This is a genomic window from Collinsella sp. AM29-10AC, from assembly GCF_003469085.1.
Lineage (GTDB): Bacteria > Actinomycetota > Coriobacteriia > Coriobacteriales > Coriobacteriaceae > Collinsella.
The window spans coordinates 26,813-51,573 of sequence record NZ_QSKB01000011.1 but is presented as its reverse complement, the minus strand read 5'-3'; the positions used below and the strand labels follow the sequence as shown (position 1 = coordinate 51,573).

Here is a 24,761-nt window from a genome sequence, read left to right as displayed (position 1 = left end):
TGTGGGAGTTCGCATGGATATCAAACGCACGATTTCCGAGGCACAGGGCCTTACCCCTACCGAGCAACAGCTCGGCATCTCGGCCCTTGCCATGGGCGAAGACGTCCGCGGGCTCTCTATTAAGGAATTTGCCGCGCGCACCAACGTTTCCGTTGCGAGCGTGCACCGTTTTTGCAAAAAGCTCGGCCTCGAGGGATTCAAAGACCTCAAGGTCGAGCTCATCCGTCAGGCAGCCGAGACGGGTAACCGGCGCGACGTGGACATCAACTTTCCCTTCGATGCCACCTCCACTCCTGCGCAGGTGATGGAGCGTATGGAGGGGCTCTATCAGACCACTTTGGCCGAAACGCAGGAGCTGCTCGACCCCACACAGCTCGACCAGGCCGCCAAGCTTATCGTGCGCGCCGGCACCGTGGACATCTACACGGGCTCGCATAATCTGTATCCAGCGGGAATGTTCCGCGATCGCCTGCTTTCCGCCGGCAAAAGCGCAACGTGCCACGACAGTGTCGAGGCGCAGGTGCGTACGGCGCTCGCCTCGGGCCCCGACCATGTGGCAATCGTTATCTCCTACAGCGGCCTTGCCCCCAACCTCAGGGAGATCTTGCCAATCCTCAGCAGTCGACATGTCCCGGTCATCGTCATCGGCACACCGCACTGCGCCCGCATTCACCCCGGCTTTGCCGCCTATCTCACGGTGAGCGATCACGAGAGCATGACGCATCGCATCACACAGTTCGCCAGCCACATCGCCGTGCAATACGTGCTCGATTCACTCTACAGCAGCTACTTTGCCAAAGATTACGCCCGCTGCTCTGAGTTCTTAGAGCGGTCGTTTCCCTACACCCGCCTGCCCGGGCTCAAGTAGCGACGAGCGTGGATCATCGGACACTAACCTAACGAGCGTGGATAATCTCCCACTTTGAGCCCGCGCACAGGCCAAAACCGGGAGATTATCCACGCTCATTTTGGGTCCCCTGGGAACGCATGAGGAGGGCGGATAGAAAGCCGTTATTTGCGAGGCGTCAGCGACGTAAAGAGTCCGTGTTGGTTGCAGTAAAGATATATCCTGCCGCGCCCGGTAATATGGAAGCGCGGCTGCACCGATTGCTCTGGATAGAGCTTCTTAAAGCAGATGCCATCCATAGTCGCATATGCCACAAAGCTAATGTAGTGATCCTTGGTCATGGGATGATCGAGCGTGACGTACCAATCGTCCTCGATGCGCTCGATGGAAAAGGCGTGGTCCGCGTCCGGCTCTTCGGCCTCCTGGGGAAACATCGTGGAGCCACAGCAGCTAAAGCTGCCTTCTCCGAGCGCGTGCACAACGTTTCCGCAGATAGGGCAAACGTAAAAGACGCCTTTGAGCATATTGCCTGCACGGTTGGCGTTGGCCCGAATGTCACCAGCCAAAAGCTCAGCCACGCTTATGCCGAGTCTCTGGGCCAAAGGCTCAACGAGGGAAATGTCGGGAAGGCCGCGGCCGGATTCCCATTTGCTGACGGCTTTATCGGTCACGCCAAGGCTTTCCGCCAGGGCGCGCTGGGTGAGGCCGCGCTCTTCGCGCAGCTGCTTGATGGCATGCGCTGCCAAAAAAGTATGGGAAGCATTGGTTTGCCGTGTCTGGTTCATGGGCTGTCCAATCAAATTGAAGAAATGGAGTGAACCGGTTCGACAGTCAGTATCCATTTGAAGGCCAGGCTCGACAACCTACGCTGCGTAGACATGCGCCAATCGAACGAGCGCGGATTTTTGGACGCTCATCCTGAGTAGTCATTTAAGAACGTCCCCAATGACCACTCATTTATGTCTGTCCCCAATGACTGGGCAACGGCAGCGAGAGCCCCGATGTTTTGGCAACGACAGCGAGCGACGTCCAGGACGAACAAGTTGGCATGAAAAAGGCAAGGCATAGACCTTTTGGTCATGCCTTGCCTTTTGAATGACAAATTGTCGTCCTGGGCAGCGCGCAGCGTCGGCCGGTCCGCCGTTCGGTAGAACGGCGGAACCTACTTGACGCCGTACTGCTCGTAGTAGGCGTCGATGGCGGTCTTGAGCTCGTCGTCGATGACAACCTTGCCGTCGATCTCGTGGTTGTAAAGGGTCTCGACGACCTCGGCCATGGAGACGATGCTCGCGACGGGGAAACCGTACTTGGCCTCGATCTCCTTCTGCGCGGTGGTCACGCCGCCCTTGCCGACCTCCATGCGGTTGAGGGACACGATCAGGCCCTTGATCTCGACATCGGCAGCAGCCTTGACCTTGGGATAGGTCTCGTCGATGGACTTGCCGCTGGTGGTGACGTCCTCGACCATGATCACACGGTCGCCGTCCTGGGGCTCATAGCCCAGCAGGTTGCCCTTGTCGGCGCCGTGGTCCTTGGCCTCCTTGCGGTCGCAGCAGTACTTGACCTCCTTGCCGTACAGCTCGTGGTAGGCGATGGCGGTCACGACGGCCAGGGGAATGCCCTTGTAGGCCGGCCCAAACAGGACATCAAAGTCGTCGCCAAAGTTATCGTGGATGGCCTGGGCGTAATACTCGCCCAGCTTCTTGAGCTGATAGCCCGTCACGTAAGCGCCGGCGTTCATAAAGAACGGGGACTGACGGCCGCTCTTGAGCGTAAAGCTGCCGAACTTAAGGACGTCGGACTCAACCATAAACTTGATGAACTCTTGCTTGTAAGCCTCCATGCGGGCTCCTCTCGTAATCGCGTACGTGCCTTCCAGTTTAGCGCAGGCAGGGCGTCGGTGCGGGCGCGCTTTGGGGCCTCAGCATTCTGTAAAGGCTTTGTCAGGGGCAATGGTTTTCCAAACAAAGGGGTTGACACGGCAAACCCCCTCATCAAAAATACGGGCGGATTAAAACGGGTACGAGATACCCAAAGCGCGCCGCGCCCGGCCTTAAGGAGGTGTGCCATGGAAGGCAGTCATAGTCGAAAAACCTGCATGTCGCCCTCGGCACGCCGCGAGGATTCCGCACGCGCATAAGCGCCACGAACCGATCGTCAAAACCACCACAAAGGTGCCTGTCCCCTTTGTGGCGGTTCGAGAGCATGACGTGAGCGACATCTAGGTTTTTAAAGCACATACGACACGTACGCTAACTCCCTTCAACAAGGAGGACCCTATGCTGATGCTCAAAACCGCTACGGTACTCGAAGTCATCTCCAAGCGCCGCCGCACGGCGCGCCCTGCCGCTCACACCGGCCTGTCCAAGAACACCATATTCGCCGCCACCCATAGCGCCGAGGACGCCCTCGTGCTGCTTGACGCCAGGGCTGGCGGACTCGGTACCGAGCACGCCGCCGAGCGCCTAGACGCCGTCGGCCCCAACACCATCGAGGCGCCGACCAAGACACTCGCCCGCCGCATCGCCGACGCGTTCATCGACCCCTTCGCCGGCATCCTCGCCGCGCTCGCACTGGTCTCGCTCTACATCGACGTGCTCGCCGTGCCCGAGCCCCAGCGCGACCCCTCCACGGTCATCGTCATCGGCATCATGCTGCTGGTATCGGGCGGCATGAAGTTTATCCAGGAAGCCCGCAGCGGCAATGCGGCCGAGGCCCTCAAGGACCTGGCCTCCAACACCTGCTGTGCCCTGCGCGACGGCGAGCGTATCGAGATCCCCTTTGACGAGCTCGTCCCCGGCGATGTAATCCGTCTCTCTGCCGGCGATATGGTGCCGGCCGATGCCCGCATCATCACCGCGCGCGACCTGTTTGTGATCGAGTCCGCACTCACCGGCGAGAGCGAGGCCGTCGAAAAGACCGCTGCCATCACCGTCGCCGAGGGTGCCGACAGCTCCGCGCTGCCGCTCTCTGCCTGCAAGAACATCGTCTTTACCGGCACCTCCGTGCAAAACGGCACCGCTATGGCACTTGTCGTAGCCACCGGCTCGGACACTTACCTGGGCGGCATCGCCAAGATGCTCAACGGGCGCGGCGAGAAGAGCGCGTTTGACCGCGGTGTCTCGAGCGTCTCCATGTTGCTCGTGCGCCTGATGCTCGTTATGGCGCCGGCGGTCTTTGCCATCAACGTCGCCACCAAGGGCAACGTCATCGACGCGCTGCTGTTCGCCACGAGCGTGGCCGTGGGCATCACGCCGCAGATGCTCCCCGTCATCGTGACCTCGAGCCTGTCGCAGGGCGCCAAGGACCTCGCCCGTCGCCAGGTTATCGTTAAGGAGCTACCGGCGATCCAAAACCTCGGCGCGATGGACGTCCTGTGCTGCGACAAGACCGGCACCCTCACCGAAGACCGCATCGTGCTCGAGCGCTACCTCAACACCGACGGCAACGAGGACGCGCGCGTGCTGCGCCATGCGTTTTTGAACAGCTTCTTCCAGACCGGCCTCAAGAACCTTATCGACCTGGCCGTCATCGACCGCGCCGATGTGACGCCCTCGGCCGCAGCACCCGATTCCATGCTGGGCCAGAGCCTGCGCGACCGCTATACCAAGGTCGACGAGGTGCCCTTCGATTTCTCGCGCCGTCGTCTGAGCGTAGTTGTCGCCGACGCCCAAGGCAAAACCCAGATGGTCACCAAGGGAGCTGCCGAGGAAATGCTCGAGATCTGCTCCTTTGTCGAGGTCGATGGTGCCGCCCAGCCGCTTACCAAAGATAAGCTCGCCCAGATTCGCAAGCAGGTAGCCGGGCTCAACGCCGAGGGCCTGCGCGTGATTGCCGTGGCGCAGAAGACCAATCCGCGCTGCGTGGGCGAGTTTGGCATCGCTGACGAGTGCGACATGGTGCTGATGGGCTTTTTGGCCTTCCTCGATCCGCCCAAGGCAAGTGCCGCCGGCGCCGTCGCCACCCTCGAGGCCAAGGGCGTGGCGGTCAAGGTCTTAACCGGCGACAACGACCGCGTGGCCGCCACCGTCTGCGAGCAGATCGGCATCGACGCGAGTAACGTCTTGCTGGGCTCCGAGATCGATGCGCTCGACGACGCCGAGCTTGCCGAGCGCGCTGAGAAAACTCATCTCTTTGCCAAACTCTCGCCGCTGCAGAAGGCGCGCCTGGTGCGCGTCATGCGCGAGCTGCTCGGTCACACCGTGGGCTTTATGGGCGACGGCATTAACGACGCCGCCGCCATGCGCGCGAGCGACTGCGGTATCTCGGTCGATTCCGCCGTCGACATCGCCAAGGAATCCGCCGATATCATCTTGCTTCAGAAGGATCTGGGCGTGCTCGAGCGCGGCGCCATCGAAGGCCGTCGCACCTACGGCAACCTGCTCAAGTACCTCAAGACCACGGTGAGTTCCAACTTCGGCAACGTGCTGTCCGTGACCGTCGCGAGCCTGTTCTTGCCGTTTTTGCCCATGAGCGCCCTGCAGCTGGTGCTGCTGTCGCTCGTCTACGAGATCGTATGCATCGCGCTGCCGTGGGACACCGTCGACGACGCCTGGACTGCCCGCCCGCGCGCCTGGGATGCCGCGTCCATTAGGGGCTTTATGCTCGAGTTGGGCCCCATGAGCTCGCTGTTTGACATCGCGACCTTCGCCGCGCTCTTCTTTGTAGTGTGCCCCGCAACCGTGGGCGCGAGCTGGGCAGAGCTTGCCGCCGCGGGCAACGTCGCAGACATGGCGGCCTTTGCGGCGCTCTTCCAGAGCGGATGGTTTGTCGAGTCCATGTGGTCACAGACGCTCGTGATCCACATGCTGCGCTCCCCGCGCCTGCCGAGCGCGCGCGACCACGCCGCGCCCGCGCTGTGCGCCCTCACCGTGCTGGGCCTGGCGCTCGTCACCTGGCTGCCGGCAAGCCCCGTCGCCGATGCGCTGGGCCTCATGCCGCTGCCGCCGAGCTTCTTCGCGCTGCTCGTCGGCATCGTCACCGCCTATATCGCGCTCACCCAGCTGGTCAAGCGCCGCTACATCGCCCGCCACGGCGAGCTACTGTAGCGCCCGAATTGTGGCGCGCGACCCATCAGGCGGTCAAAAAGTCCCGTCTCAAGTTAAACCACTCATTTAAGCACGTCCCCAATGAGTGCGGCGGAATGGCTCCCCTTGACAGCTTAAAGCCGTCATGCAGGAACCATTCCGTCGCAGCCTTATGAAAGGGACTGGGTTGTAAATGTTGGAGAAGAGCCGTTAGCGCCCAGGGGTCAGGATCACCAGGGCGTCGTGCTCAAAGGGATGCTGAGCCACGCGCACGGTGCCGTCACCGTTGTCGCGAACGGGCAGCTTGGCGACGCGCTTGTCTTCCATGTCGAGAACCGTCGCCGTCCAGCCACGCGCGCCGTCGAGCTTAAACTTGAGCGCCGTGGTGCGCGGCAGGTACGTGACGACGCGATCGCCAACGCGCGCCACACGAATGGCCTCGCGCGCGTCATCGAGGAGCTCCTGCGCCGGAACCACGGCAAGTGCGTCGTCGCCAGCCGTAGCACCCAGGCCGGCAAGCACATGCTCGATCGCGCCAAAGTCCCAAACGCCCGCAAACTGCAGACACTCCTGCCAGCGGAACGGCATATCGAAGCCCTCGCCCAACACCGAGCCCTGGCTCTTGCTAGTCTGCCAGTTCCAAACACCGTGCGCGCCATAGGTCACACCCGCGCTGGCGCCGGCAAGGATCGACGACCACACACTCGCGCGGCAGTCCTGCGCGGTGAAGCGCCAGTACACATTGCGCGACGCACCCATCTGCTCGTAACAAGGCTCAGAGTTGACCATCGGCTTTTTGGGATAGTTGGCGATAAAGTCCTGCGGCAAGTGCCAAGCCTCGGGCTGGCCCTCGTAGTTGTGGCCGGGCTGGAACATGTAGAAGTCCAAGCGGTCCAGGTACCGTGCCGGGATGGTGCGGTTGCCGCGGTTGATATGCATGGTGCGCAACGCCTCGGGCGCGCGATTGACGACTTCGTCGAGGGCATCCTCGTAATAGGCGATCGCCTCGTCGCTGGTAAAGTCGGTATCGCCTGTCACCACGTAAACGGGGTCGAACTCACCCAGGTTCTCGACGACGCGGGCAACGTGGGCACGGACCTCCTCGCGCGGCATAACCTCGGCACCGCAATGCTCGGCAATCTTGGCGCCCCAGGTACCGGGCACGTAGTTGCACCACATAAGCACGAGTGCCGGACGAATGCCGTGCTCGACGGCAGCGCGACACATGGCAGCAGCGCGGTCCCAGTACGCCTGGTTGGGACGGGACCAATCAAAGTGCACGCCGTCCTCGCTGGCATAGGGCCAAATGCCCAAATCGGGGCAGCAGCGATCCCACTGCGGCAGTGTGTTGACCTGCAGCACGTTCATGCCCTGCTCGGCACGGCGGGTCAGATAGTAGTCCCAGTCGTCCTCGGCGATGCTCGTAAATGCGCTCCAGCACGTATCGGCAAACCAAAAGAACGGTTTGCCCTCGCACAAAAAGCCGTCCTGGCGACTGTTGACAGTCAGTTTTCCCAAACTCATCTGCATGTCCTTTCGTTTGATAAAGGAGTTGCGAACCGGCAGATTCTTTCGCGGTAACCCCGCGCGAAAGCCCCTGGCGCTTAGCAAGCCCCGGCGAGTAGGCGCCACGCGCCCCCAATCAGTCTACCTTGCAAGAAGGGCCCCGCCGGGCTTGCGCCTGACGGGGCCCTGTCGTGTAGGTGAGGTCTTATGCGACCGAATGGCTTGGCCTTAGGCCTCCATCTCGGCGAGCTCCTCCTTGGAGAAGCCGGAGACAAAGACGACGGCAGCGGCGATGACAAAGGAGATTGCCATACCGACGATAGCCCAGACGGTGTTCATCTGGCCACCCTGCAGGTAGTTGGTGAAGACCAGGAAGTTGGAGGCACCGCCTGCGAGGTAGTAGGTAACCCCCATGAGGCCGGAGAACACAGCGCCGATGGCACCGCCGATGAACATGCCGAGCATAGTGCGACGGAAGCGCATGAGGATACCGAAGAGCGCGGGCTCGGTGACGCCGCCGGCGATGGCGGAGATGACGTAACCGATGGCGAGAGACTTCTCGTCGGGGTTCTTCATCTTGAGGAAGGCACCGAAGGCGCAGCCCCAGACGGCGGCCATAGCGCAGTTGGTGGAAACGAAGACGAAGGGATCGTAACCGGCAGCGATGATCTGAACCTGGGCGAGCAGGATGACGGGCATGTGCATGCCGCAGACCACGAAGAGCTGCCAGAAGGCGCCGAGGACGGCCATGACGATCAGAATACCGATGCCGCCAAGGTCAGCAAGGCCGAAGAGCGCGTTAGCGATCAGCGTACCGATCTCGTTGCCGATGGGGGCGAGGACGATGAAGGCGATGGGGATGGTAACGATCATGGTGCAGAACGGCGTGAAGACCGTGGAGAGCACGTCGGGCATGACCTTCTTAAAGAACTTCTCGATGAAGTAGAGGACGGGCACCGAAAGGATGATCGGCAGGACGGACTGCTGATAGTTGGCGGCGGCGATCTGGATGCCGTAGACGGAGATGATTCCGCCGCCCTCCTGGGTGGCGACGCTCACCACGGAAGGAGCCATGAGGGCGCCACCGAGCAGCATGCCGAGCACCGGGCTGGCGCCGAGCTTCTTAGCCGCGGCATAACCCAGGTAGATGGGGATAAAGGTGAACGTGGCCTCGTACAGCGTGGTGTAGAGGAACGTATAGGTCGGGTCGTCGGCCGAGAGCACACCGAGCATGGTGGGGCCGAGGACGGCCGCGATGGTACGGAACAGACCGCCGGCCATGAGCAGCGGGATGAGCTGGGTCATGGAGCCCGACAGATAGTCGAGGATGATATTGGGCAGGTTCTTGAGCTCGAACTTCTCCTTGGGAGCATCGAGGTTCTCGTTGACGGCCTCACCCTGCTTGACACCGGAGATGGCGACGAACTCGGCGAGCACCTTGGGCACGTTCTGGCCGATGATGACCTGGAGCTGGCTGCCGGCAAACTGGCAACCCAGAACACCCTTGACCTTCTTGATCTTCTCCACGTCGGCCTTGCTGTTATCCTTGAGCGTCAGACGCAGGCGCGTCATGCAGTTGGTGGCAACGGAAACATTCTCCGCACCGCCCACGAGCTCGAGGACATCGGTGGCAATCTGCTTGTTATCTACTGCCATGGGACCCCTCCCCATATCTTCGTGTGCCAGCCCCCTTGGGCTTAGGCACGCCTTTGGCCCGGCGACTATAACCCCTTACGGTTGCCGGACCCTTGGATACGCTTTTGTAAACAAGGTGTTTACTGAACGTTTACGGGCTTTAGTTTACACGGAGCGCCGAATTTATGGCAATTTTGCCGTCTACAGTCCGGTGAACGGTAGGAAATCGGGGGTGAACGTATTTGAATGGCGGGAGATGGTCTCTTTGACCCTCTATTGATATATAGCCATTTACGTGGGATTTTATTTTGATGAACACCTCACTGATCTGTTAACTCATCAACAGAATCCCTGCTAGAAGCTAGTAAACATACGTTTAGTAGTTCACGACGTGTTCAATTTTGCCGTTTACCGAGTTCATCTGGTTATTCTTCAATTCTAGATTACACTAAACATGTTTAGTTTGTATTGCCGCAGATGCCAGGCATTCGCGGCGCAAGGGAGGCAGCTCATGGAACTCAAATTGTGTACCTACGCAACCGTCACCACCTTGGGCGACTTTGGCCCCTGGATCAGCAAGGTCGTACTCGACCTGCCCTGCACCGTGCGCGCCAACGACATCGACGCGAACACCTTCCATATATATGTAGAGCGTCACGAGCGCTCGGGCGATGTTCTGATGCGCAAGGAACGCGGCGCCGACCATGCCGCGCCCTCCGTGGGTTACATCGACATTCTCGCCGCATATCCGTGCGACGAGAACGGACGTAAGCTCGCCGTGGGCACCCATGTGGCGCTCGAGGTCGCCGAGCAGCGCCTGACCAAAAAGATCGAAGGCGGCGTCATGGGCTCGCGCATGCTCGATGACCAGTTGCACATCACGCAGCTCGCGGCTCTTCCCGGCAACGACGGCGACGATCCCACCTGCGGCCTGGTCTTCGACACCTGCCGTGGCGATATCTGCCCTGCGCTCAAAGGCTGGAGCAACGACACGCAAAAGACCGCCGTCGACGGTATCGCGCTCGAATACGGCTTCTTTGAGCCCAGCTTTAAGGCCGAGGACTCGGCATGCTTCAACCCCTTTGCGCCCGAGGCCACGGCCGTGCCCCAAAAGGCACCGCTCGTGGTGTATCTGCACGGCGCCGGCGAGGGCAAGGGCGCCACGCAGGGCGAAGGCGCCACGCGCGCCTATATCGGCAACCGCGTGACGGCCATCAGCCAGGCGCAGATCCAGCGCTACTTTGGCGGCTTTGCCTGGGTGCTCGTGCCGCAGTCGCCCACGTTTTGGATGGACAACGGCGTCGAGCAGCTTGGTCACTCCAACCAGAGCATCTACTCCCCCGTGCTCAAGGCACTTATCGATGAGTTTGTCACCGAGCATGCCGACCGCATCGACACCGACCGCATCGTGGTCGCCGGTCTTTCCAACGGCGGCTTTATGACCCTGCGCCTGTGCGCCGACTACCCCGATTTCTTCGCCGCGGGCCTTCCCTGCTGCGCCCCGTGGTACAACGCCACGGACGAGGACGTAGCCTCGCTCGCCAAGACGCCGCTGTGGTTTACGCACTCCAAGGGCGACGAGCTCGTGCACCCGCAACAGACCGTGCTGCCGCTGTTCGCGCGCCTGCGCGATGCCGGCGCCAACGTGCATCTCACCTACTTTAGCCATGTCGAGGACCTGACCGGCGTGTATCGCGAGGCCGACGGCTCGGCCAAGAAGACGTTCAACCACGGCGTGTGGATCCACCAATTCAACGACCTGTGTTATCAAGACTTCGACGGGGGCAACGTACTCATCGACGGCGAGCCGGTGGGCTGCTGGGAGTGGTCGGCCAGGGTTTCGAGGTAACCATCCCATCGGGGGCTCTGACCTTTAGTTTTGTAAACGTCCTCGCGCATGAGCCCCGCTTATCCTGCTCCTTCGGAGCATCGGATAAGCGGGGCTCGCGCTGCGGAATGTTTACAAAGCTAAAGGTCAGAGCCCCCCTAAGTTAACGTTGTTCGAAACGCTGGTCGGCCGCTTCCGGCGGGCCGCCGGGTCGCGGGCGATGGGGGCGTGGGTCCCGTCTTGCCTTGCGCGTAACTGGCTGAATTGATTTTGATTGGAGCTGTTCCTATGTCCCAGAAGTTGACTCGGGTGATTGTTACCACTGATATGGAAGTCGATGATATGAACTCGCTTGTTCATTTGGCTCTGTATCTCAACTTGCTTGATGTTCAGGCTGTGGTGTATACGGCTTCGCAGTATCACTTTCTTGGGGATGGGGTTCATACGCTCGGCGAGGTGAATTCGCATTGGCGGACCAAAGGGCGGCGCTCTTATGAGTGGGCTGTTGTGCCTCATGAACCCGATCCACTGGCAGGGGAGCTTCGTGAGTATCGTCCGTTTCCCGAGCATTGGATTGAGAGCCTCTGGAGCAATGAATATGCCCAGGCTTGGCCGCAGTTGCAGGCAAATGCGGCCGCTGCCGGTGAGCCGCCGTTTCCCACGCCCGCCCAGATAATCGAGCGCACCTTTGTGGGAAATGTTGCCTTTGAGGGTGATGTGACTGAGGAAACTGAGGGGTCTCGCGTAATTGCGCAGGCGATTCTGGATGATGATCCGCGTACGTTATGGTTGCTCAGCTGGGGTGGTATGAATACGATCGTTCGCGCCCTCATGAGTATTGCCGAGCGCTATCGCGCCACGCCCGAGTGGCCCGCCGTGCAGCAGCAGGTCTATCAGAAGGTGCGCGTGATGGGCGTTGCCGATGGCGTGGGACAGGACAACTCGTGGCTCGACCATGGGCGTGAGCTCTTTCCCGAGCTCATCTTTTGGCGCGTGCCCTATATGTATGGCGGCTATGTCGACGCCAAGATGGCTCAGCCCGATACGCTGCCGTTGTTTCAGGCTCCTTGGCCCAAGCAGAACCTCACGCAGGGCAACGGCCACCTCATGGCACGCTATATGCTCTATGGCGATGGTAAGGTCTACGAAAACGAGCCCGAGCGCTTTCAGTTTGGCAAGCATGCCCGCCTGGATTGGGGCCTGGAAGGCATGCCCGCGGTACAGTTTGAGCGCGGCGACTTTATGGCCGAAGGCGACAGCATGACCTATATTCCGCTGCTTCCGTTTGGCCTGCGCGGTATCGACGACCGCGACTTCGATACGCTGCTCGGCCGCATGTTTCTTGATGGACGCCCCGATGCGAACGCGCCCACCGGTTTTGCCGCCCTCGGCACGCCCTCAGACGACAATCTCAATCCCTACCTGCGTGCCTATCAGGAAGACTTTGCCGCCCGCGCGCAATGGTGCGCCCATGATCCGGCCATCTGCTCGCATCCGGCGCATGTTGTCGAGGTCACGGCCGACCGCAGCGCCGCAGCCGGCGAGCGCATCGACCTTGCGGCGACCATCGTCGACCCCGACGGCAGGGGCTTCGATGCGCATTGGGATGTCGCCGTAGACCCGTCGAGCTATGCAGGCGTCCAGGATCTGTCGCTGTGGCAAGAATGCACGGAGGATGCCACTTTCATCGTGCCCGCCGACGCACGACCCGGCGACCGCTTTGTGCTCACCCTCACCGTGCAGACGCGCGCCGAGCGCCCCTGCAGCCGCTACGCCCAGGTCGCCGTGACTGTGGCATAGCAAGGGCGACGCCCACATTCGACAAAGAGTGTCCCCAGGCGCCAAACGAGCGGGGATTTTTGGACACCCAAATGACGAGAGTGGAAATCTCCCACTTTGAGCCTGCACATAGGCCAAAAATGGGAGATTATCCACTCTCGTTCTGCGAGCACTCATTGGGGACGTACTTAAATGAGTAGTTTCACTCATTTAAGTACGTCCCCAATGAGTAGGAAAAATGGGCCATGTGTCCCAGTTGTGGAGACTCGTTGAGCCGTCTGGGTATCGTGAAAGGCTGCGCACTCCCCCATCATCAAAAGTGACACACGCTACCAGTTGATGGGAGGCAGCCATGGGCTTCTTTGACAAGATGTTCGAGAAGAAAGAGTGCGCGATTTGCGGTACCGAGCTGGGACTTCTAGGTAAGACAAAAATCAATGAAGGCTACCTGTGCAAAGAGTGCGCCGGCAAGCTCTCCCCCTACTTTCACGGCTATCGCTCCAGCACCGCGGACGATATCCGTGAGCAACTCGCCTACCGCGAGGCCAACGCCGAGCGCCTGGCGTCGTTCAACCCCACGCGCACGCTTTCTGCCGGGCGCACCAACATCATGCTCGATGAGGACGCGGGCCTGCTGATCATCACCTCGCAGAGCCGCTGGCGCGACGCCAATCCCGACATCATCGAGTTCTCGCAGGTACTCGGCTGCGATATGGATATCGACGAGCATCGCACCGAGATCTATCGCGAGACCGAGGACGGCGAGCGCGAGAGCTACAACCCGCCGCGCTACGACCTGGATTACGACTTTAATCTGACCATTCACGTCAACACGCCGTACTTTACCGAGATCAACCTGCGCGTAAACGACTCCACCATCGATCAGCGCGGCTCCATCGAATACCGCGAGGCCAAGCGCCAGGCAACCGAAGTCCGCGATGCGCTGGTGCAGCTGCGCCAGGAGACGCGCGACAGCGTCGTGGCCGCCAAGGCCCCCAAGACCGCGGTCACCTGCCCCTTCTGCGGAGCCACCACCATTCCCGATGCCAGCGGGCGCTGCGAATACTGCGGCGGCGCTATCGGCGCATAACACCCGGCACGGAAAGGACCGATCATGGCCTTCGAGAGCGTCAACTATCAGTGCCCCGCGTGTGGCGGCCCCCTTCACTTTGCCAGTGCCGAGCAAAAGCTCGTCTGCGACTACTGCGACTCGCGTTTTGAAGTCGAAGAAGTCGAGGCCCTCTATCGCGAGCGCCAGGACAAGGCAGATGCCAAAGCCGATGCCGCAGCCGCGGCCCCCACGCCTGCTGTCGACGATGCCGTGCAGGAGCTGGCCCAAAACGCCGGCTACATCTGCTCGTCGTGCGGCGCCGAGCTCGTGTCCGATGGCACTGTCGCCGTTACCACCTGCCCGTACTGCGGCAACTCCGCCGTGGCACCCGGCCAGCTCTCGGGAGATTTCTCGCCCGATCTGGTGATCCCGTTTAAGCTCGGACGCGACGACGTTATGGCCGCGCTCAAAGAGCACTACAAGGGCAAGATCTTGCTGCCCAAGAGCTTTGTCACCGGCAACCACATCGACGAGGTCCAAGGCGTCTACGTACCGTTTTGGCTCTACGGCGCCCGCGTTGACGGCGAAGTGTACTTTGACGCGACCAACGAGACCGTAACCGAGGAATCCGATCGCACCGTCACGACCACCGACCACTACGACGCCTACCGTAAAGGCAATATCTCGTTTGAGCGCGTGCCCGTCGACGGATCGTCCAAGATGCCCGACGGCCACATGGACGCCATCGAGCCGTTTGACTACGGCGCGCTGCGCCCGTTTTCGGTCGCGTATATGCCCGGCTACATCGCCAACCGCTACGACGAGGACTGCGAAACCTGCAAGGCGCGCGCCGAGCGCCGCATGGAGGAGAGCACGATCTCGGCCCTGCGCGAGACCGTCGTCGACGAATATGACGACGCCACGGTCGAAAGCAAGCAGCTCGACTACACCTGGGAAGAAAGCGATTATGCCCTGTTCCCCGTGTGGATGCTCTCTACCTCGTGGAACGGCAAGGGTTATCTGTTTGCCATGAACGGCCAGACCGGTCGCATGGTCGGCGAGCTCCCCTGTTCCAAGCCCAAGCTCGCCATTGCCTCGGTGCTGTTCTTTGTGATCGGATTTGCCCTCTCCCAGATCCTCTTCATGGGTGAGAACGCCTTCGATCCAGACTACCTCACCTTTGATGTCGAGGGCATCCTCATCAACATCGTCGCGCCGCTGATCATCGTAATCATCGCGGACGTACTGCTGGTAGGCCAGCTCAAGACAGCCAACGAGGCCACCCACGCCGATGAGTATTGTGGCGAGCTCGACCTGACCGAGAAGCACGACACCTTCAGCCACACCGAGACCACCGTTGTCATGAAAGACAACAAGGACGATTAGCCATTCTGACCAATACCACCCGGCCTTTGACGAGAAAGGAAGATCACCATGGGACTCTTGAAAGCTGGATTGGGTGCTGCCGGCGGCGTCATGGCCGACCAGTGGAAGGAATTTATCTACTGCGAATCGATGCCCGCTGACGTCTTGGCCTGCAAGGGCAGCAAGCGCACCGGCGGCCGCAGCTCCAACACGCGTGGCGAGGACAACGTCATCTCAAACGGCTCCGTCATCGCCGTCAACGACGGCCAGGGCATGCTCGTGGTGCAAAACGGCAAGATCATCGAGGTAGCGCTGGAGCCCGGCGAGTTCGTCTTTGACACCGGCAGCGAGCCGAGCGTCTTTAGCGGCAATCTGGGCGACTCCATCAAGGAGACCTTCGCCAATATCGGCAGCCGCTTTACCTTTGGCGGCGACGCGGGCAAGGACCAGCGCGTCTACTTTATCAACACCAAGGAGATCATCGGCAACAAGTACGGCACCGCCTCTCCCGTGCCCTTCCGCGTAGTCGACAACAATATCGGTCTGGACGTCGACATCTCTGTGCGCTGCAACGGCGAGTATTCGTACCGCATCACCAACCCGCTGCTGTTCTACACCAATGTGTGCGGCAACGTGACCGATAGCTACACGCGCGACAAGATCGACAGCCAGCTTAAGTCCGAGCTGCTCACCGCCCTGCAGCCCGCCTTCGCCAAGATCTCGGAGATGGGCATCCGCTACAGCGCCATCCCCGGCCACACCACCGAGCTCGCCCGCGCGCTCAACGAGGTCCTCTCTGCCGACTGGCGTGACCTGCGCGGTGTCGAGATCGTGAGCTTTGGCGTCAACTCCATCGCCGCTTCGCAAGAGGACGAGCAGATGATCAAGGACCTGCAGAAAGCCGCAGTCATGCGCGATCCCACCATGGCGGCAGCCAACATTGCCAGCGCCCAGAGCGACGCAATGCGCGCGGCAGCCGCCAACCCCAACGGCGCGATGGCAGGCTTTATGGGCATGGGCATGGCAGGTGGCATGGGTGGCATGAACGCCAGCCAGCTGTTCGCCGCCGGCCAGGCACAGCAGCAGGCCGCCCCGCAGCCGGCTCCGGCGCCCGCTCCCGCACCGGCTCCTGCCGCTGCCCCCGCGGCCGGCACATGGACCTGCAGCTGCGGCGCCACCAACACCGGCAAGTTCTGCTCCGAGTGCGGCAGTCCCGCACCCGCCCCGGCACCGGCCAAGTGGTTCTGCCCCAACTGCGGCAGCGAAAACGGCGGCAAGTTCTGCAGCAACTGCGGAACGCCCAGGCCCTAGCCCCTCTATCTGGTAATTGGCGGGGGATCCGCCACCCCCGCATTTGCTTCTATGGGTTTCGTTCGATAAAGGAGGACACCATGAAGACAACGTTCAAAAAGTCCGTACTCGCATTTCTGACATGCGTCCTTGCGCTCGCCTTTGCCCTGACGGGCTGCAGCGGCGGCGGCAAAGACCCCAAGGCCAACTTCGTCGGCAGTTGGGAACTCTCGGGTGGAACCCTGGAGGGCGAAGAGCTAACCGACGAGTACATGGATATGCTCGAGGAGTGGGGCGTCAACTGCATCCTGATCCTCGATGAGGACGGCACGGGTTCCCTCGACCTGTTCCTTGAGGTTGTCGACCTTAAGTGGGAGGCCAAGGACGCCACCACCGTAACCATCACCGCCGAAGACGAGTCGCATGACATGAAGCTCAAGGACGGCAAGCTCATCCTCGAAGAGGATGACGGCAATCTTGTCTTTACCAAGTCCGACAAGGATCTGTCCGGCACGGTGAAGAAGGATCGCGAGGCGGCCGAGAAGGAAGAGGAGATCGATGAGGCCGTCGAAGAAGACGACGTCCAGAAGATTGAAATCTCCCCCGCCGTCACCGTTGCCGATGATGACCTGTGCACCATTACCATCACCGAGAAGTTCAAGGACGAGTGGGGCGACATCGGTTTTGTCGTCAACATCACCAACAAGAGCGACAAGGACCTGACCTTCTACGCTCCTTCCGGCAAGACCAACGTCAACGGCACCATGAAGGAACCCTGGTTCTCGGCTCACCTGATGCCCGGCACCAACGCCACTGAGGAATTCACGTTCTCGAACGGCACGCTCGATAGCCTTGACGACCTGGTCAATACGACCATCGGCATCGACGCCTACCTGACCGATTCCTACGAGGACGTTGCCTCCTACAGCGCAACCATCGCGTAACGGCACGTAACATCAGCCGCGGATTGGCGGACACATCCGCGCACACCAGACGGGGCCGCAGGAAATGATCCTGCGGCCCCGTCGCTTTTATGCCGATGCGTAACGAGCGCTAGCGCTCTATGTTGGGAACGATGCTGCCCTCGGTCACCGCATGTACGGCCAGGCGCATGATGTTGTCGTAGCCGGTCTTGCTCAGGATCTCCGAGATGCGGCGCTTGATGGTGCCCTCGCTCATAAACAGCTCGGCCGCAATCTCGCGGCGGCTTTTACCCTCGCAGGCAAGGCGCAAAATCGATAGCTCGACATCGTCGAGGGCCGCCGTGCCCGAGAAGATACTCTCGGGCGGCTTGGGAAACGTGCAGTAACCCGCCAGCGTGGAGCGCATCACGGCGAACAGCTCGTCGATACCGACGTTCTTGTACACAAAGCTATCGACGCCCGCCTCGCGGGCCTGATCGACAAAGGTGATCTCGGGCATGCCTGTCATGATAATGATGCGACACTCGGGCAGCTGCTCCTTGATGCGTGCCGCCGCCACGATGCCGTTTGAATCGTGTTCGGTGCACACGTCCATCAGTATCATGTCCGGGCGCTCCTTGAGCGCGACACCCAAGGCCTCGGAGGCATCGGCGATCGCGGCAACGACGGTCATATCGGGCTGGTCGCCAACGGAGCGCGCCAGGCTCTCGCGCAGGATGGCCTGATCTTCGACAATTAACACGCGGATCATGAGCTTCTCCTTTGGGACGTGTCGTTGGCGTTAAGCGGAATGGATACCGTAAGCGTAAAGGGCGGGGTGGCGTGGACCTCTAGGCTGCCACCCAGATCTTGCGCGACATGCCTCATACCTGGGATACCCGTTCCCTCGCGATACGATACGGGGGCCGGGGACCCGTCGTTAGAAATCGTCATGTGCGCGACGGCGTCAGCATCCGTCCTCTCCTGCCACAAGCGCACATGGACCCGATGCGCCTGTGCATGCTTGGTGGCGTTGGTCGAGGCCTCGCGGATAATCTGCAAAAAGGCGGCGGCGACACGTGCGTCCTCAGGCAGCGCACCCTCAACATCGATCTGCACGCTCACCAGGCCAAAGGCATGGACGATATCGCCCAGTTGCTCTGCCGGTTCGGTGTCGCCCCCGCTGCGCAGATCGGCAGCGATTGAGCGCAGCAGCGGGTCGATCTGCTCGAGTGACTCGTCATCCAGGCGCCCCTCCTCCAAATAGCGATGGAGGATGGACAGGCGCTGGCCGATCACATCGTGCACGCGGGAACGCATGCGCAGGTAGGCCGCATTGTCGGCAACCTTTTTGACTTCTTCGATCTGGGCCTGGAGCTCTTGGCCCGCAAGCTCAAGCAGGTGGTTGGCCTGCGCCAGGCGGTCATGCGCATGCGCATACTCTGTCACATCCAGACCGATTATGCGCTCGAACGAACGGCCCGAGACCATAACGCCATCGCACACAAACAGGCGAATCTCGGCGGGAGAAACCTCGACCACCGCACGCGCCTCACCAAAGCGGTCCAGGTTGATCCGCACGCTGTTCTTACCGCCTCCGGGCATTTGCATGCTGAGCTTGCGCAGGTCGTTCCATGTACCGCTCATATCGCCTAGGTCGGTGGGCATATGAAGCTCCACCAGGTTTTTGCGCATGCAGCGGTTCATGAGCAGTGGACGGCCCCTCGAGTCCAGATACAGGATGCCCACGGGAATCACGTTGATGGTTTCGATCGTCGAGAACGCGGTGATATCCTCCTGGCGGTTACGGACGTCCATCAAGAGCGCCGCGACGGAACGGAACAGGAAGAACGCTCCCTCTGCGATAAGGACAACGGCCCACACCGAGCCCATGGCAAAAACCACCGGCGGTGTCACGGCGCCAACAAGCAGCAGCTCGGCCAGCATGACAGGGCGACGATAGCGCACCATAAGGACCACGCCATAGGCAAAGATCGCGGCATTGAGCCACAACACTCCGCCCATTGCCCTGGCGCAAACGTCAAGCGGCGCCACCAGATACGAGCCAGACGACGCGAATAAGATGAGCGCCGAAATCATCAGGTGAAGCACAAGGCTCGTCTCGTAGGCGCAAATCACCTTACGGTTATAGGACGAGCGGCGCGATGCGATGAGCGGGACGTGGATCATCTGCAGACACGCAGCCAGGGCAAAGACAACATCGAGCGCAACGATTTGGGGAAGGATGAACGAAATCTGCATCGTCACTCACCCGCCTGCGGCATCAAGACGATCATGCGCAGCTGGCCGGGCTCGCCCTCAAGGCGATATGCCACGTTGCGCCCTTGCAAAGCGCTTTCGAGCTCTTGCGCAGCGGGTGTCTGCGAAAGATCCTCATCGTCGTTGGAGAAAAGCGTGGCACGCAACTCGACGCTGCACCGATCATGGTCGCCCAAGTGATACATAAGCGCCGGATGGTCGGTGGTGTAGGCAAAAAACGCAAAGTCATACACGCAGTCGTACAGGGCGCTTACCGTACTGGCGTGCATCGGGCGCCGTATGGCGATAATCGAGGCGCAATCGATATCGATGGTGCGCAGGTCGCTTGCGAGCTCATTGGCAATGAGTTGAATGCGGTCGCGATCAAAACCGCTCTCACCGTGCTGTGCCAACGTGAGCGACCCTTTGCGCTTGCAATAGGCGACGAGCATCTTGGCGCGCTGCAGCATGCGGTAACGCTCGTGCGAAGACGCCTCGTCGGTCAACGGTGGCAGCGAGCTCAGCAGGTCGTACATCCCTTCGAGCGCGCGGGCAAGTGCTTGGTCCACGTCTTGGACCAGCAAGGTCTCGGCCTCTTGATCTGCCAGATGCGTCTTAAGGTCGTAGTCGGCGGCGAGCAGCTCGTTTTGACGCTGCAGTTCCATGCGACGATGTGCCAGTTCACGGTTAAGCTCGTTGAGATCCGACACGTCTTGGGCAAGCAGGGCCGATCCGCCCAGCAGTGGAAAGGCACGGTACACCACATCGGGATCGGACGCCACAGCAAAGGCATGGGCGTGGCCGTGCTCCTGGGTCCGCAACTCCTCGCGCACGCCTACCGGCATTGGCTTTGACGCCGGCGTGGCATAGACCTCCTGCAGGTCGCGCGTTAGAACTTTGAGGTCGAGCGGCAAGGTGTCGAAGATGCCGGCGATGTCGTGATACGACGGAATGACACCGCAATCGAGACAGATTTCCATCGCCACCACGCACAGGACGCAATAGACGAGCGAAAAGTTGAGCCTCCATGCCCAGGGCACGCGCAACGCATACGAGACGGCAAAGAATGCGCCACCCAGCAGTACGAGCGCCGCCGTGCCCGAGAAACGCTGGATGCGAAAGGACGAGGACCGGCCCACCAAGATAAAAAAGGCCACGAAGTTAAAGGCCGTCCACACTAAGACGGCGAAATAGCCCCAGCCGTACGTGTAATCGTTGCTCCAGGTGTCGCTTGCACGGTCAAAGTGGAATACCTGCCGGTGGAAATCGTTGGTGAGCACAAAACCGATAAGTAGGATGGCCACGACCCACAGGATGCTGCGATAGCGACGGCCCGCACGGTGTTGTTCCAGCCCCGCAAGGCGCAGGCCGCACAGCTGGTAGAGCAGCGGAATGAGCGTCATGGGCACGTAGTACAGGTACCACAGCACGGTGGCATAGAACGGTGTGAACGACTTGTATTTGAGGATGACCTCAATCATCCAGAGGGCGCAGATGGTGGCGACGGCAACAAGGCGGCGGCGCAACACATAGTCCAAACAGCGTAGATAGACCGATACACCCCAGATCGAAAATATAATTGCGGCGACAAGCAACGGGAGAGAGCTCGAGTGGACGAGCGCATCCACGACCTCTTCGGACACCTCGCTATAGGCGGGCACGGCGTTGGAAAGCTTGGGGTCGGAGGCAAACAGCGCCGGCAAGACTGCCAAAAGCATGAGGAACAGCACGGTGATGGCGCCGGCGATAGCAAAGACGCGGTGACGGTACACCTGATGTGTTATACCAACAAGGAATCGCGGCATGGCGAAGAGCCTGCCGCCCCTGGGATCCGCCACGGGTGCGGATCGGGCGGCCGCGTGGCCGATATGTCGCTCGCGGGTACCCATAGTGCTTTTAGTGTACCGACAGGCGGGCCCAAAAAGCGGGCCACATGTCCCAAAATCCGCCGACGGCGAGGGACGTCGCCAGCGACTAGTCGTTTAAGAGCGTCCCCAATGACTACCAATGACGAGAGTGGATAATCTCCCACTTTGAGCCCACAAACAGGCTAAAAACGGGAGATTATCCACTCTCATTCTGCGGGCACTCATTTAAGTACGTCCCCAATGAGTGCTTTCACTTCTTTTAACAAAACGCCCGGCGGGCATTAACTGCTCGCCGGGCGTTTTGGTTAGGAAACTCTGAAGTTGAGTGTCTCGGCTTCCTTAGGACAGATCCTCACCATTCGTTTCAATGACATGCTTGTACCAGTGAAAGCTCTTCTTTTTGGAACGCTTGAGGGTGCCGTTGCCCGCATCATCGCGGTCGACATAGATAAAGCCGTAGCGCTTGGACATCTCGCCCGTGCCGGCAGACACCAGGTCGATCGGGCCCCAGGTGGTGTAGCCCAGCAGGTCAACGCCGTCCTCGGTCACCGCATCGCGCATCGCGGCGATATGCTGGCGCAGGTAGTCGATACGGTAGTCGTCGTTGATGGAGCCATCCTCCTCGACAACATCCTTGGCGCCCAGGCCGTTCTCGACCACAAACAGCGGCTTCTGATAACGGTCGTACAGGTCGTTGAGGGTGATGCGGAAGCCCAGCGGATCGATGGCCCAGCCCCACTGGCTCTCCTGCAGGTAGGGGTTCTTGGCGCCGGCGAAGGCGTTGCCCTGGGTGCGCTCGACATCGGGGTTATCGGCACCGGCGGAGCAACGGGTGCTGTAATAGCTAAAGCTGATGAAGTCGACGGTGTTGGCGGCCAGGATCTCGCGGTCCTCGTCCGTCATGCCCACATCGATGCCCAGACGCTCGAGCTTCTTGACGGCATAGGCCGGGTAGTAACCGCGGCTCTGAACGTCGACGAAGAAATAGTTGCTCTGGTTGTCAATCTGCGCCTGGCGCACATCGCCCGGACGGCAGCTGTAGGGGTAGTAGCTACCTGCGGCAAGCATGCAACCGATCTTGACCTCAGGGTCGATCTCGTGAGCGATCTTGGTTGCCCAAGCGCTGGCGACGAGCTCGTTGTGGGCGGCCAGGTACTCGACGGCCTCCTTGTTCTCGCCCTCCTCAAAGACCAGACCGGCACCCATAAACGGCAGGTGCAAGATCATATTGATCTCGTTGAAGGTAAGCCAGTACTTTACCAGGCCCTTGTAGCGGGTGAAGATCGTGGTCGCGAGGTTCTTGTAGAAGTCGATGAGCTTGCGGTTGCGCCAGCCGCCGTACTCCTTGATGAGGTGAATCGGGCAGTCGAAGTGCGTGATGGTCACGAGCGGCTCGATGCCGTGCGCCTGACACTCGCGGAACACGTCCTCGTAGAAGGCCAGGCCGGCCTCGTTGGGCTCAGTCTCGTCGCCGTTGGGGAAGATGCGGGTCCAGGCCAGGCTCATGCGGAAGGTCTTAAAGCCCATCTCGGCAAAGAGGGCGATGTCCTCCTTGTAGTGGTGATAGAAATCGATGCCGGTCTGCGCGGGGTAGTAATAGCCGTCCTCGAAGTCGAGCATCTTGCGCTGGCCGGAGACCACCGCATAGCGCTCGGGGCCGTGCGGGGCCACATCCACGTTGGCCAGGCCGCGGCCGTCCACGTCGTAGGCACCCTCGCACTGGTTGGCAGCCGTTGCGCCGCCCCACAGGAAGTCTTTACGGAAAGCCATGCATCAATCCTTTCACACGCTGTTTGTCGTGGCTTCAGTATCCCCGTAAGCAGCGCGCTACTCAACGGCAACGGCGCAGGTCGACACTTCTTTTCGCGCACAGGCGCCCCGCAGCCGCCCCCGTCTGACACTTTCTGATACCGCCGCCCCACACCACCACAAAGGGGACAGGCACCTTTGTGGTGGTTGGGGACGGTTTGTCTCGATCTGCAACAGGTAGGCAGCCAAAACCGGGCTTGGTGTTACAGATCGAGATTTTCGGGCAGCCCCCCGCAGTTTGTCTAAATCTGTAACAGGTAGAGACGATTTAGCCCGCTAGATGTTACAAATCGAGACGGAAGATGCTAGCCACAGGCGATGTCGAGGTTCTTGCCGACGAGGCCCACGTAGCCGCCCTCGGCCGCCTTGGGGCTGTCGGCGTGGCAGAGGACCCACTTGTCAGCCTTCCAGTAGCAGTAGCTGTCGCCGACCGCGGGCACGTCGGCTGCGGCCTCGGGGCGCGGACCATTGGTGCCGGCGGGCAACGCAACCATTACCTGGAAGCCGCCGTCGTCGACCATGCATGGCGTGTAGTGGAGCGTGGTGTTGAAGACTTCGACGACCGTACCCGCCGGCACGCGGAACGCCTTGACGCACGCGGTGTCGAGCTTGCCGTCCTCGATCTCCCAGCGATGCGCCACGAGCAGGATAAAGTCGCGAGCGCCCAGGTTAAACTCGCTGGCGCGGTGATACTCCAGGCAGTTGAGCTGCGTGTTGTGGCCGTTGCACCAGCCGAGCTGGAAGGGGCGGCCGCCAAACATGAGAAAGCCCAGTTTATCGGCACCCTTGACGCTCTCGAGCTCCGGCGCGCTTGCTACGTACTTGCTGCCTTCGGGGATGGGCGTGGCAGAGAGCGCCTCGAGCACGAGCGACGTGAGCTCGGACGGAACGTCATCCCAAACGTTGCCATAGGATTTGAACTCGGGATCGTTGACAGAATAGATGTGCATGTTCGCTCCTGTTCGTAAATGTGACTATACGAACATTCTAGAACAAACATGAGCGATTTTGAACGCTCGTCCCGACCACTCAACAAAAAGGCGCCCCCGCATAAGCGAAGGCGCCCAATGCGCGCGCTTTGGGCGATAAAGCCCTTACGCCTGCTGGTAGTGCAGGTGCTTCTCGTCGATATTGGCCAGGTCGCGGTCGAGATAACGGCGCGCGAGCCAGTTTGCCATGGGGAGGTTCTGGTCCAGATAGTTACCGCACTCCTCGGGAGCGGCGCCGGGGATATCGCCCTCAAAACCAGCAACAAACTCGAACAGCTCGCGCACGAGCGGCAAGATCTCCTCGCTCGTCAGCTCACCAAAGACAACCAGGTAAAAGCCCGTGCGGCAGCCCATGGGGCCAAAGTAGACAATGCGGCTCGACCACTCGGCATGATTGCGGAGGAACGTGGCACCCAGATGCTCGATGGTGTGGCACTCCGCCGTGTTCATAACTGGCTCCTTGTTGGGCGTGGTCAGGCGCAGGTCAAAGGTGGTGACGGCGGCGCCGGTCGCCGGATCGCGGTCGATGCGGCTCACATACACGCCGGGCTCGAGCAGCAGATGGTCAACGGAAAAACTCGCGATGCGCTCCATGGCAGATCCTCT

At 60.7% G+C, this 24,761-nt stretch carries 18 protein-coding genes; 8 read left to right on the top strand and 10 right to left on the bottom strand.

What is annotated here, in order from left to right; all coding sequences use genetic code 11:
• The first annotated feature begins 13 nt into the window (after positions 1-13).
• Positions 14-868 carry a MurR/RpiR family transcriptional regulator gene (locus DW754_RS04980; RefSeq protein ID WP_117758609.1) on the top strand — a complete coding sequence of 285 codons (855 nt, stop codon included), beginning with the start codon at positions 14-16 and terminating at the stop codon, positions 866-868.
• Between the two features lie 143 nt (positions 869-1,011).
• Here DW754_RS04980 and DW754_RS04975 read toward each other — a convergent pair whose 3' ends face one another.
• Positions 1,012-1,632: a helix-turn-helix domain-containing protein gene (locus DW754_RS04975; protein WP_055250846.1), complete on the bottom strand. Its 621-nt coding sequence runs from the start codon at positions 1,630-1,632 to the stop codon at positions 1,012-1,014.
• Positions 1,633-2,009: 377 nt separating this feature from the next.
• Positions 2,010-2,690, bottom strand: coding sequence for an orotate phosphoribosyltransferase (gene pyrE, locus DW754_RS04970; RefSeq protein WP_117736922.1), 681 nt, complete (start codon positions 2,688-2,690; stop codon positions 2,010-2,012).
• Positions 2,691-3,126: 436 nt separating this feature from the next.
• Between pyrE and mgtA the strand changes: the two genes are divergently transcribed.
• On the top strand, positions 3,127-5,895 hold the full coding sequence (gene mgtA / locus DW754_RS04965; protein ID WP_117758608.1) for a magnesium-translocating P-type ATPase: 2,769 nt from the start codon (positions 3,127-3,129) through the stop codon (positions 5,893-5,895).
• Between the two features lie 189 nt (positions 5,896-6,084).
• Here the strand turns inward: mgtA and DW754_RS04960 are convergent, their stop codons facing one another.
• Together DW754_RS04960 and DW754_RS04955 are read right to left on the bottom strand one after the other, a co-directional pair.
• Positions 6,085-7,398: a DUF4038 domain-containing protein gene (locus DW754_RS04960; RefSeq protein WP_117758607.1), complete on the bottom strand. Its 1,314-nt coding sequence runs from the start codon at positions 7,396-7,398 to the stop codon at positions 6,085-6,087.
• Between the two features lie 210 nt (positions 7,399-7,608).
• Positions 7,609-9,036 carry a PTS transporter subunit EIIC gene (locus DW754_RS04955; protein WP_117758606.1) on the bottom strand — a complete coding sequence of 476 codons (1,428 nt, stop codon included), beginning with the start codon at positions 9,034-9,036 and terminating at the stop codon, positions 7,609-7,611.
• A gap of 490 nt (positions 9,037-9,526) precedes the next feature.
• Between DW754_RS04955 and DW754_RS04950 the strand changes: the two genes are divergently transcribed.
• The 6 genes from DW754_RS04950 (at position 9,527) to DW754_RS04925 (ending at position 17,272) form a co-directional block, all read left to right on the top strand.
• The gene (locus tag DW754_RS04950) at positions 9,527-10,864 is read left to right on the top strand and encodes a prolyl oligopeptidase family serine peptidase (protein WP_117758605.1); all 1,338 of its coding nucleotides are present in this window, start codon (positions 9,527-9,529) and stop codon (positions 10,862-10,864) included.
• A gap of 267 nt (positions 10,865-11,131) precedes the next feature.
• Positions 11,132-12,643 carry a nucleoside hydrolase-like domain-containing protein gene (locus DW754_RS04945; protein ID WP_117758604.1) on the top strand — a complete coding sequence of 504 codons (1,512 nt, stop codon included), beginning with the start codon at positions 11,132-11,134 and terminating at the stop codon, positions 12,641-12,643.
• A 331-nt stretch (positions 12,644-12,974) separates the two neighbouring features.
• Positions 12,975-13,712 (top strand): DUF4428 domain-containing protein, encoded by a 738-nt coding sequence (locus tag DW754_RS04940; protein ID WP_117758603.1) that lies wholly within the window; start codon positions 12,975-12,977, stop codon positions 13,710-13,712.
• Positions 13,713-13,736: 24 nt separating this feature from the next.
• A complete protein-coding gene (locus tag DW754_RS04935) occupies positions 13,737-15,059 on the top strand; it encodes a hypothetical protein (protein ID WP_117758602.1) in 1,323 nt (440 codons plus the stop codon).
• A gap of 48 nt (positions 15,060-15,107) precedes the next feature.
• Positions 15,108-16,349 (top strand): SPFH domain-containing protein, encoded by a 1,242-nt coding sequence (locus DW754_RS04930; protein ID WP_089573532.1) that lies wholly within the window; start codon positions 15,108-15,110, stop codon positions 16,347-16,349.
• Between the two features lie 80 nt (positions 16,350-16,429).
• The gene (locus tag DW754_RS04925) at positions 16,430-17,272 is read left to right on the top strand and encodes a hypothetical protein (RefSeq protein WP_117758601.1); all 843 of its coding nucleotides are present in this window, start codon (positions 16,430-16,432) and stop codon (positions 17,270-17,272) included.
• Between the two features lie 109 nt (positions 17,273-17,381).
• On the opposite strand, the gene DW754_RS04920 is transcribed toward DW754_RS04925, so the two are convergent.
• The 6 genes from DW754_RS04920 to DW754_RS04895 form a co-directional block, all read right to left on the bottom strand.
• Positions 17,382-18,002: a response regulator transcription factor gene (locus tag DW754_RS04920; protein WP_117758600.1), complete on the bottom strand. Its 621-nt coding sequence runs from the start codon at positions 18,000-18,002 to the stop codon at positions 17,382-17,384.
• Positions 17,999-19,492: a sensor histidine kinase gene (locus DW754_RS04915; protein WP_117758599.1), complete on the bottom strand. Its 1,494-nt coding sequence runs from the start codon at positions 19,490-19,492 to the stop codon at positions 17,999-18,001. The genes DW754_RS04920 and DW754_RS04915 overlap by 4 nt, the downstream gene beginning before the upstream one ends.
• Positions 19,493-19,494: 2 nt before the next feature.
• A complete protein-coding gene (locus DW754_RS04910; protein ID WP_158561611.1) occupies positions 19,495-21,294 on the bottom strand; it encodes a histidine kinase N-terminal 7TM domain-containing protein in 1,800 nt (599 codons plus the stop codon).
• A gap of 402 nt (positions 21,295-21,696) precedes the next feature.
• Positions 21,697-23,127, bottom strand: coding sequence for a 6-phospho-beta-glucosidase (locus DW754_RS04905; RefSeq protein WP_117758597.1), 1,431 nt, complete (start codon positions 23,125-23,127; stop codon positions 21,697-21,699).
• Positions 23,128-23,471: 344 nt separating this feature from the next.
• Positions 23,472-24,116: a DUF4867 family protein gene (locus DW754_RS04900; protein WP_117758596.1), complete on the bottom strand. Its 645-nt coding sequence runs from the start codon at positions 24,114-24,116 to the stop codon at positions 23,472-23,474.
• Positions 24,117-24,260: 144 nt separating this feature from the next.
• Positions 24,261-24,749 carry an S-ribosylhomocysteine lyase gene (locus tag DW754_RS04895; protein ID WP_117758595.1) on the bottom strand — a complete coding sequence of 163 codons (489 nt, stop codon included), beginning with the start codon at positions 24,747-24,749 and terminating at the stop codon, positions 24,261-24,263.
• Positions 24,750-24,761: the final 12 nt, after the last annotated feature.

Bases quoted from the DNA above. Each gene is read 5' to 3' on its own strand.
- DW754_RS04980 (WP_117758609.1), top strand. From the start codon at position 14: ATGGATATCAAACGCACGATTTCCGAGGCACAGGGCCTTACCCCTACC.
- DW754_RS04975 (WP_055250846.1), bottom strand. From the start codon at position 1,632: ATGAACCAGACACGGCAAACCAATGCTTCCCATACTTTTTTGGCAGCG.
- pyrE (WP_117736922.1), bottom strand. From the start codon at position 2,690: ATGGAGGCTTACAAGCAAGAGTTCATCAAGTTTATGGTTGAGTCCGAC.
- mgtA (WP_117758608.1), top strand. From the start codon at position 3,127: ATGCTGATGCTCAAAACCGCTACGGTACTCGAAGTCATCTCCAAGCGC.
- DW754_RS04960 (WP_117758607.1), bottom strand. From the start codon at position 7,398: ATGAGTTTGGGAAAACTGACTGTCAACAGTCGCCAGGACGGCTTTTTG.
- DW754_RS04955 (WP_117758606.1), bottom strand. From the start codon at position 9,036: ATGGCAGTAGATAACAAGCAGATTGCCACCGATGTCCTCGAGCTCGTG.
- DW754_RS04950 (WP_117758605.1), top strand. From the start codon at position 9,527: ATGGAACTCAAATTGTGTACCTACGCAACCGTCACCACCTTGGGCGAC.
- DW754_RS04945 (WP_117758604.1), top strand. From the start codon at position 11,132: ATGTCCCAGAAGTTGACTCGGGTGATTGTTACCACTGATATGGAAGTC.
- DW754_RS04940 (WP_117758603.1), top strand. From the start codon at position 12,975: ATGGGCTTCTTTGACAAGATGTTCGAGAAGAAAGAGTGCGCGATTTGC.
- DW754_RS04935 (WP_117758602.1), top strand. From the start codon at position 13,737: ATGGCCTTCGAGAGCGTCAACTATCAGTGCCCCGCGTGTGGCGGCCCC.
- DW754_RS04930 (WP_089573532.1), top strand. From the start codon at position 15,108: ATGGGACTCTTGAAAGCTGGATTGGGTGCTGCCGGCGGCGTCATGGCC.
- DW754_RS04925 (WP_117758601.1), top strand. From the start codon at position 16,430: ATGAAGACAACGTTCAAAAAGTCCGTACTCGCATTTCTGACATGCGTC.
- DW754_RS04920 (WP_117758600.1), bottom strand. From the start codon at position 18,002: ATGATCCGCGTGTTAATTGTCGAAGATCAGGCCATCCTGCGCGAGAGC.
- DW754_RS04915 (WP_117758599.1), bottom strand. From the start codon at position 19,492: ATGCAGATTTCGTTCATCCTTCCCCAAATCGTTGCGCTCGATGTTGTC.
- DW754_RS04910 (WP_158561611.1), bottom strand. From the start codon at position 21,294: ATGCCGCGATTCCTTGTTGGTATAACACATCAGGTGTACCGTCACCGC.
- DW754_RS04905 (WP_117758597.1), bottom strand. From the start codon at position 23,127: ATGGCTTTCCGTAAAGACTTCCTGTGGGGCGGCGCAACGGCTGCCAAC.
- DW754_RS04900 (WP_117758596.1), bottom strand. From the start codon at position 24,116: ATGCACATCTATTCTGTCAACGATCCCGAGTTCAAATCCTATGGCAAC.
- DW754_RS04895 (WP_117758595.1), bottom strand. From the start codon at position 24,749: ATGGAGCGCATCGCGAGTTTTTCCGTTGACCATCTGCTGCTCGAGCCC.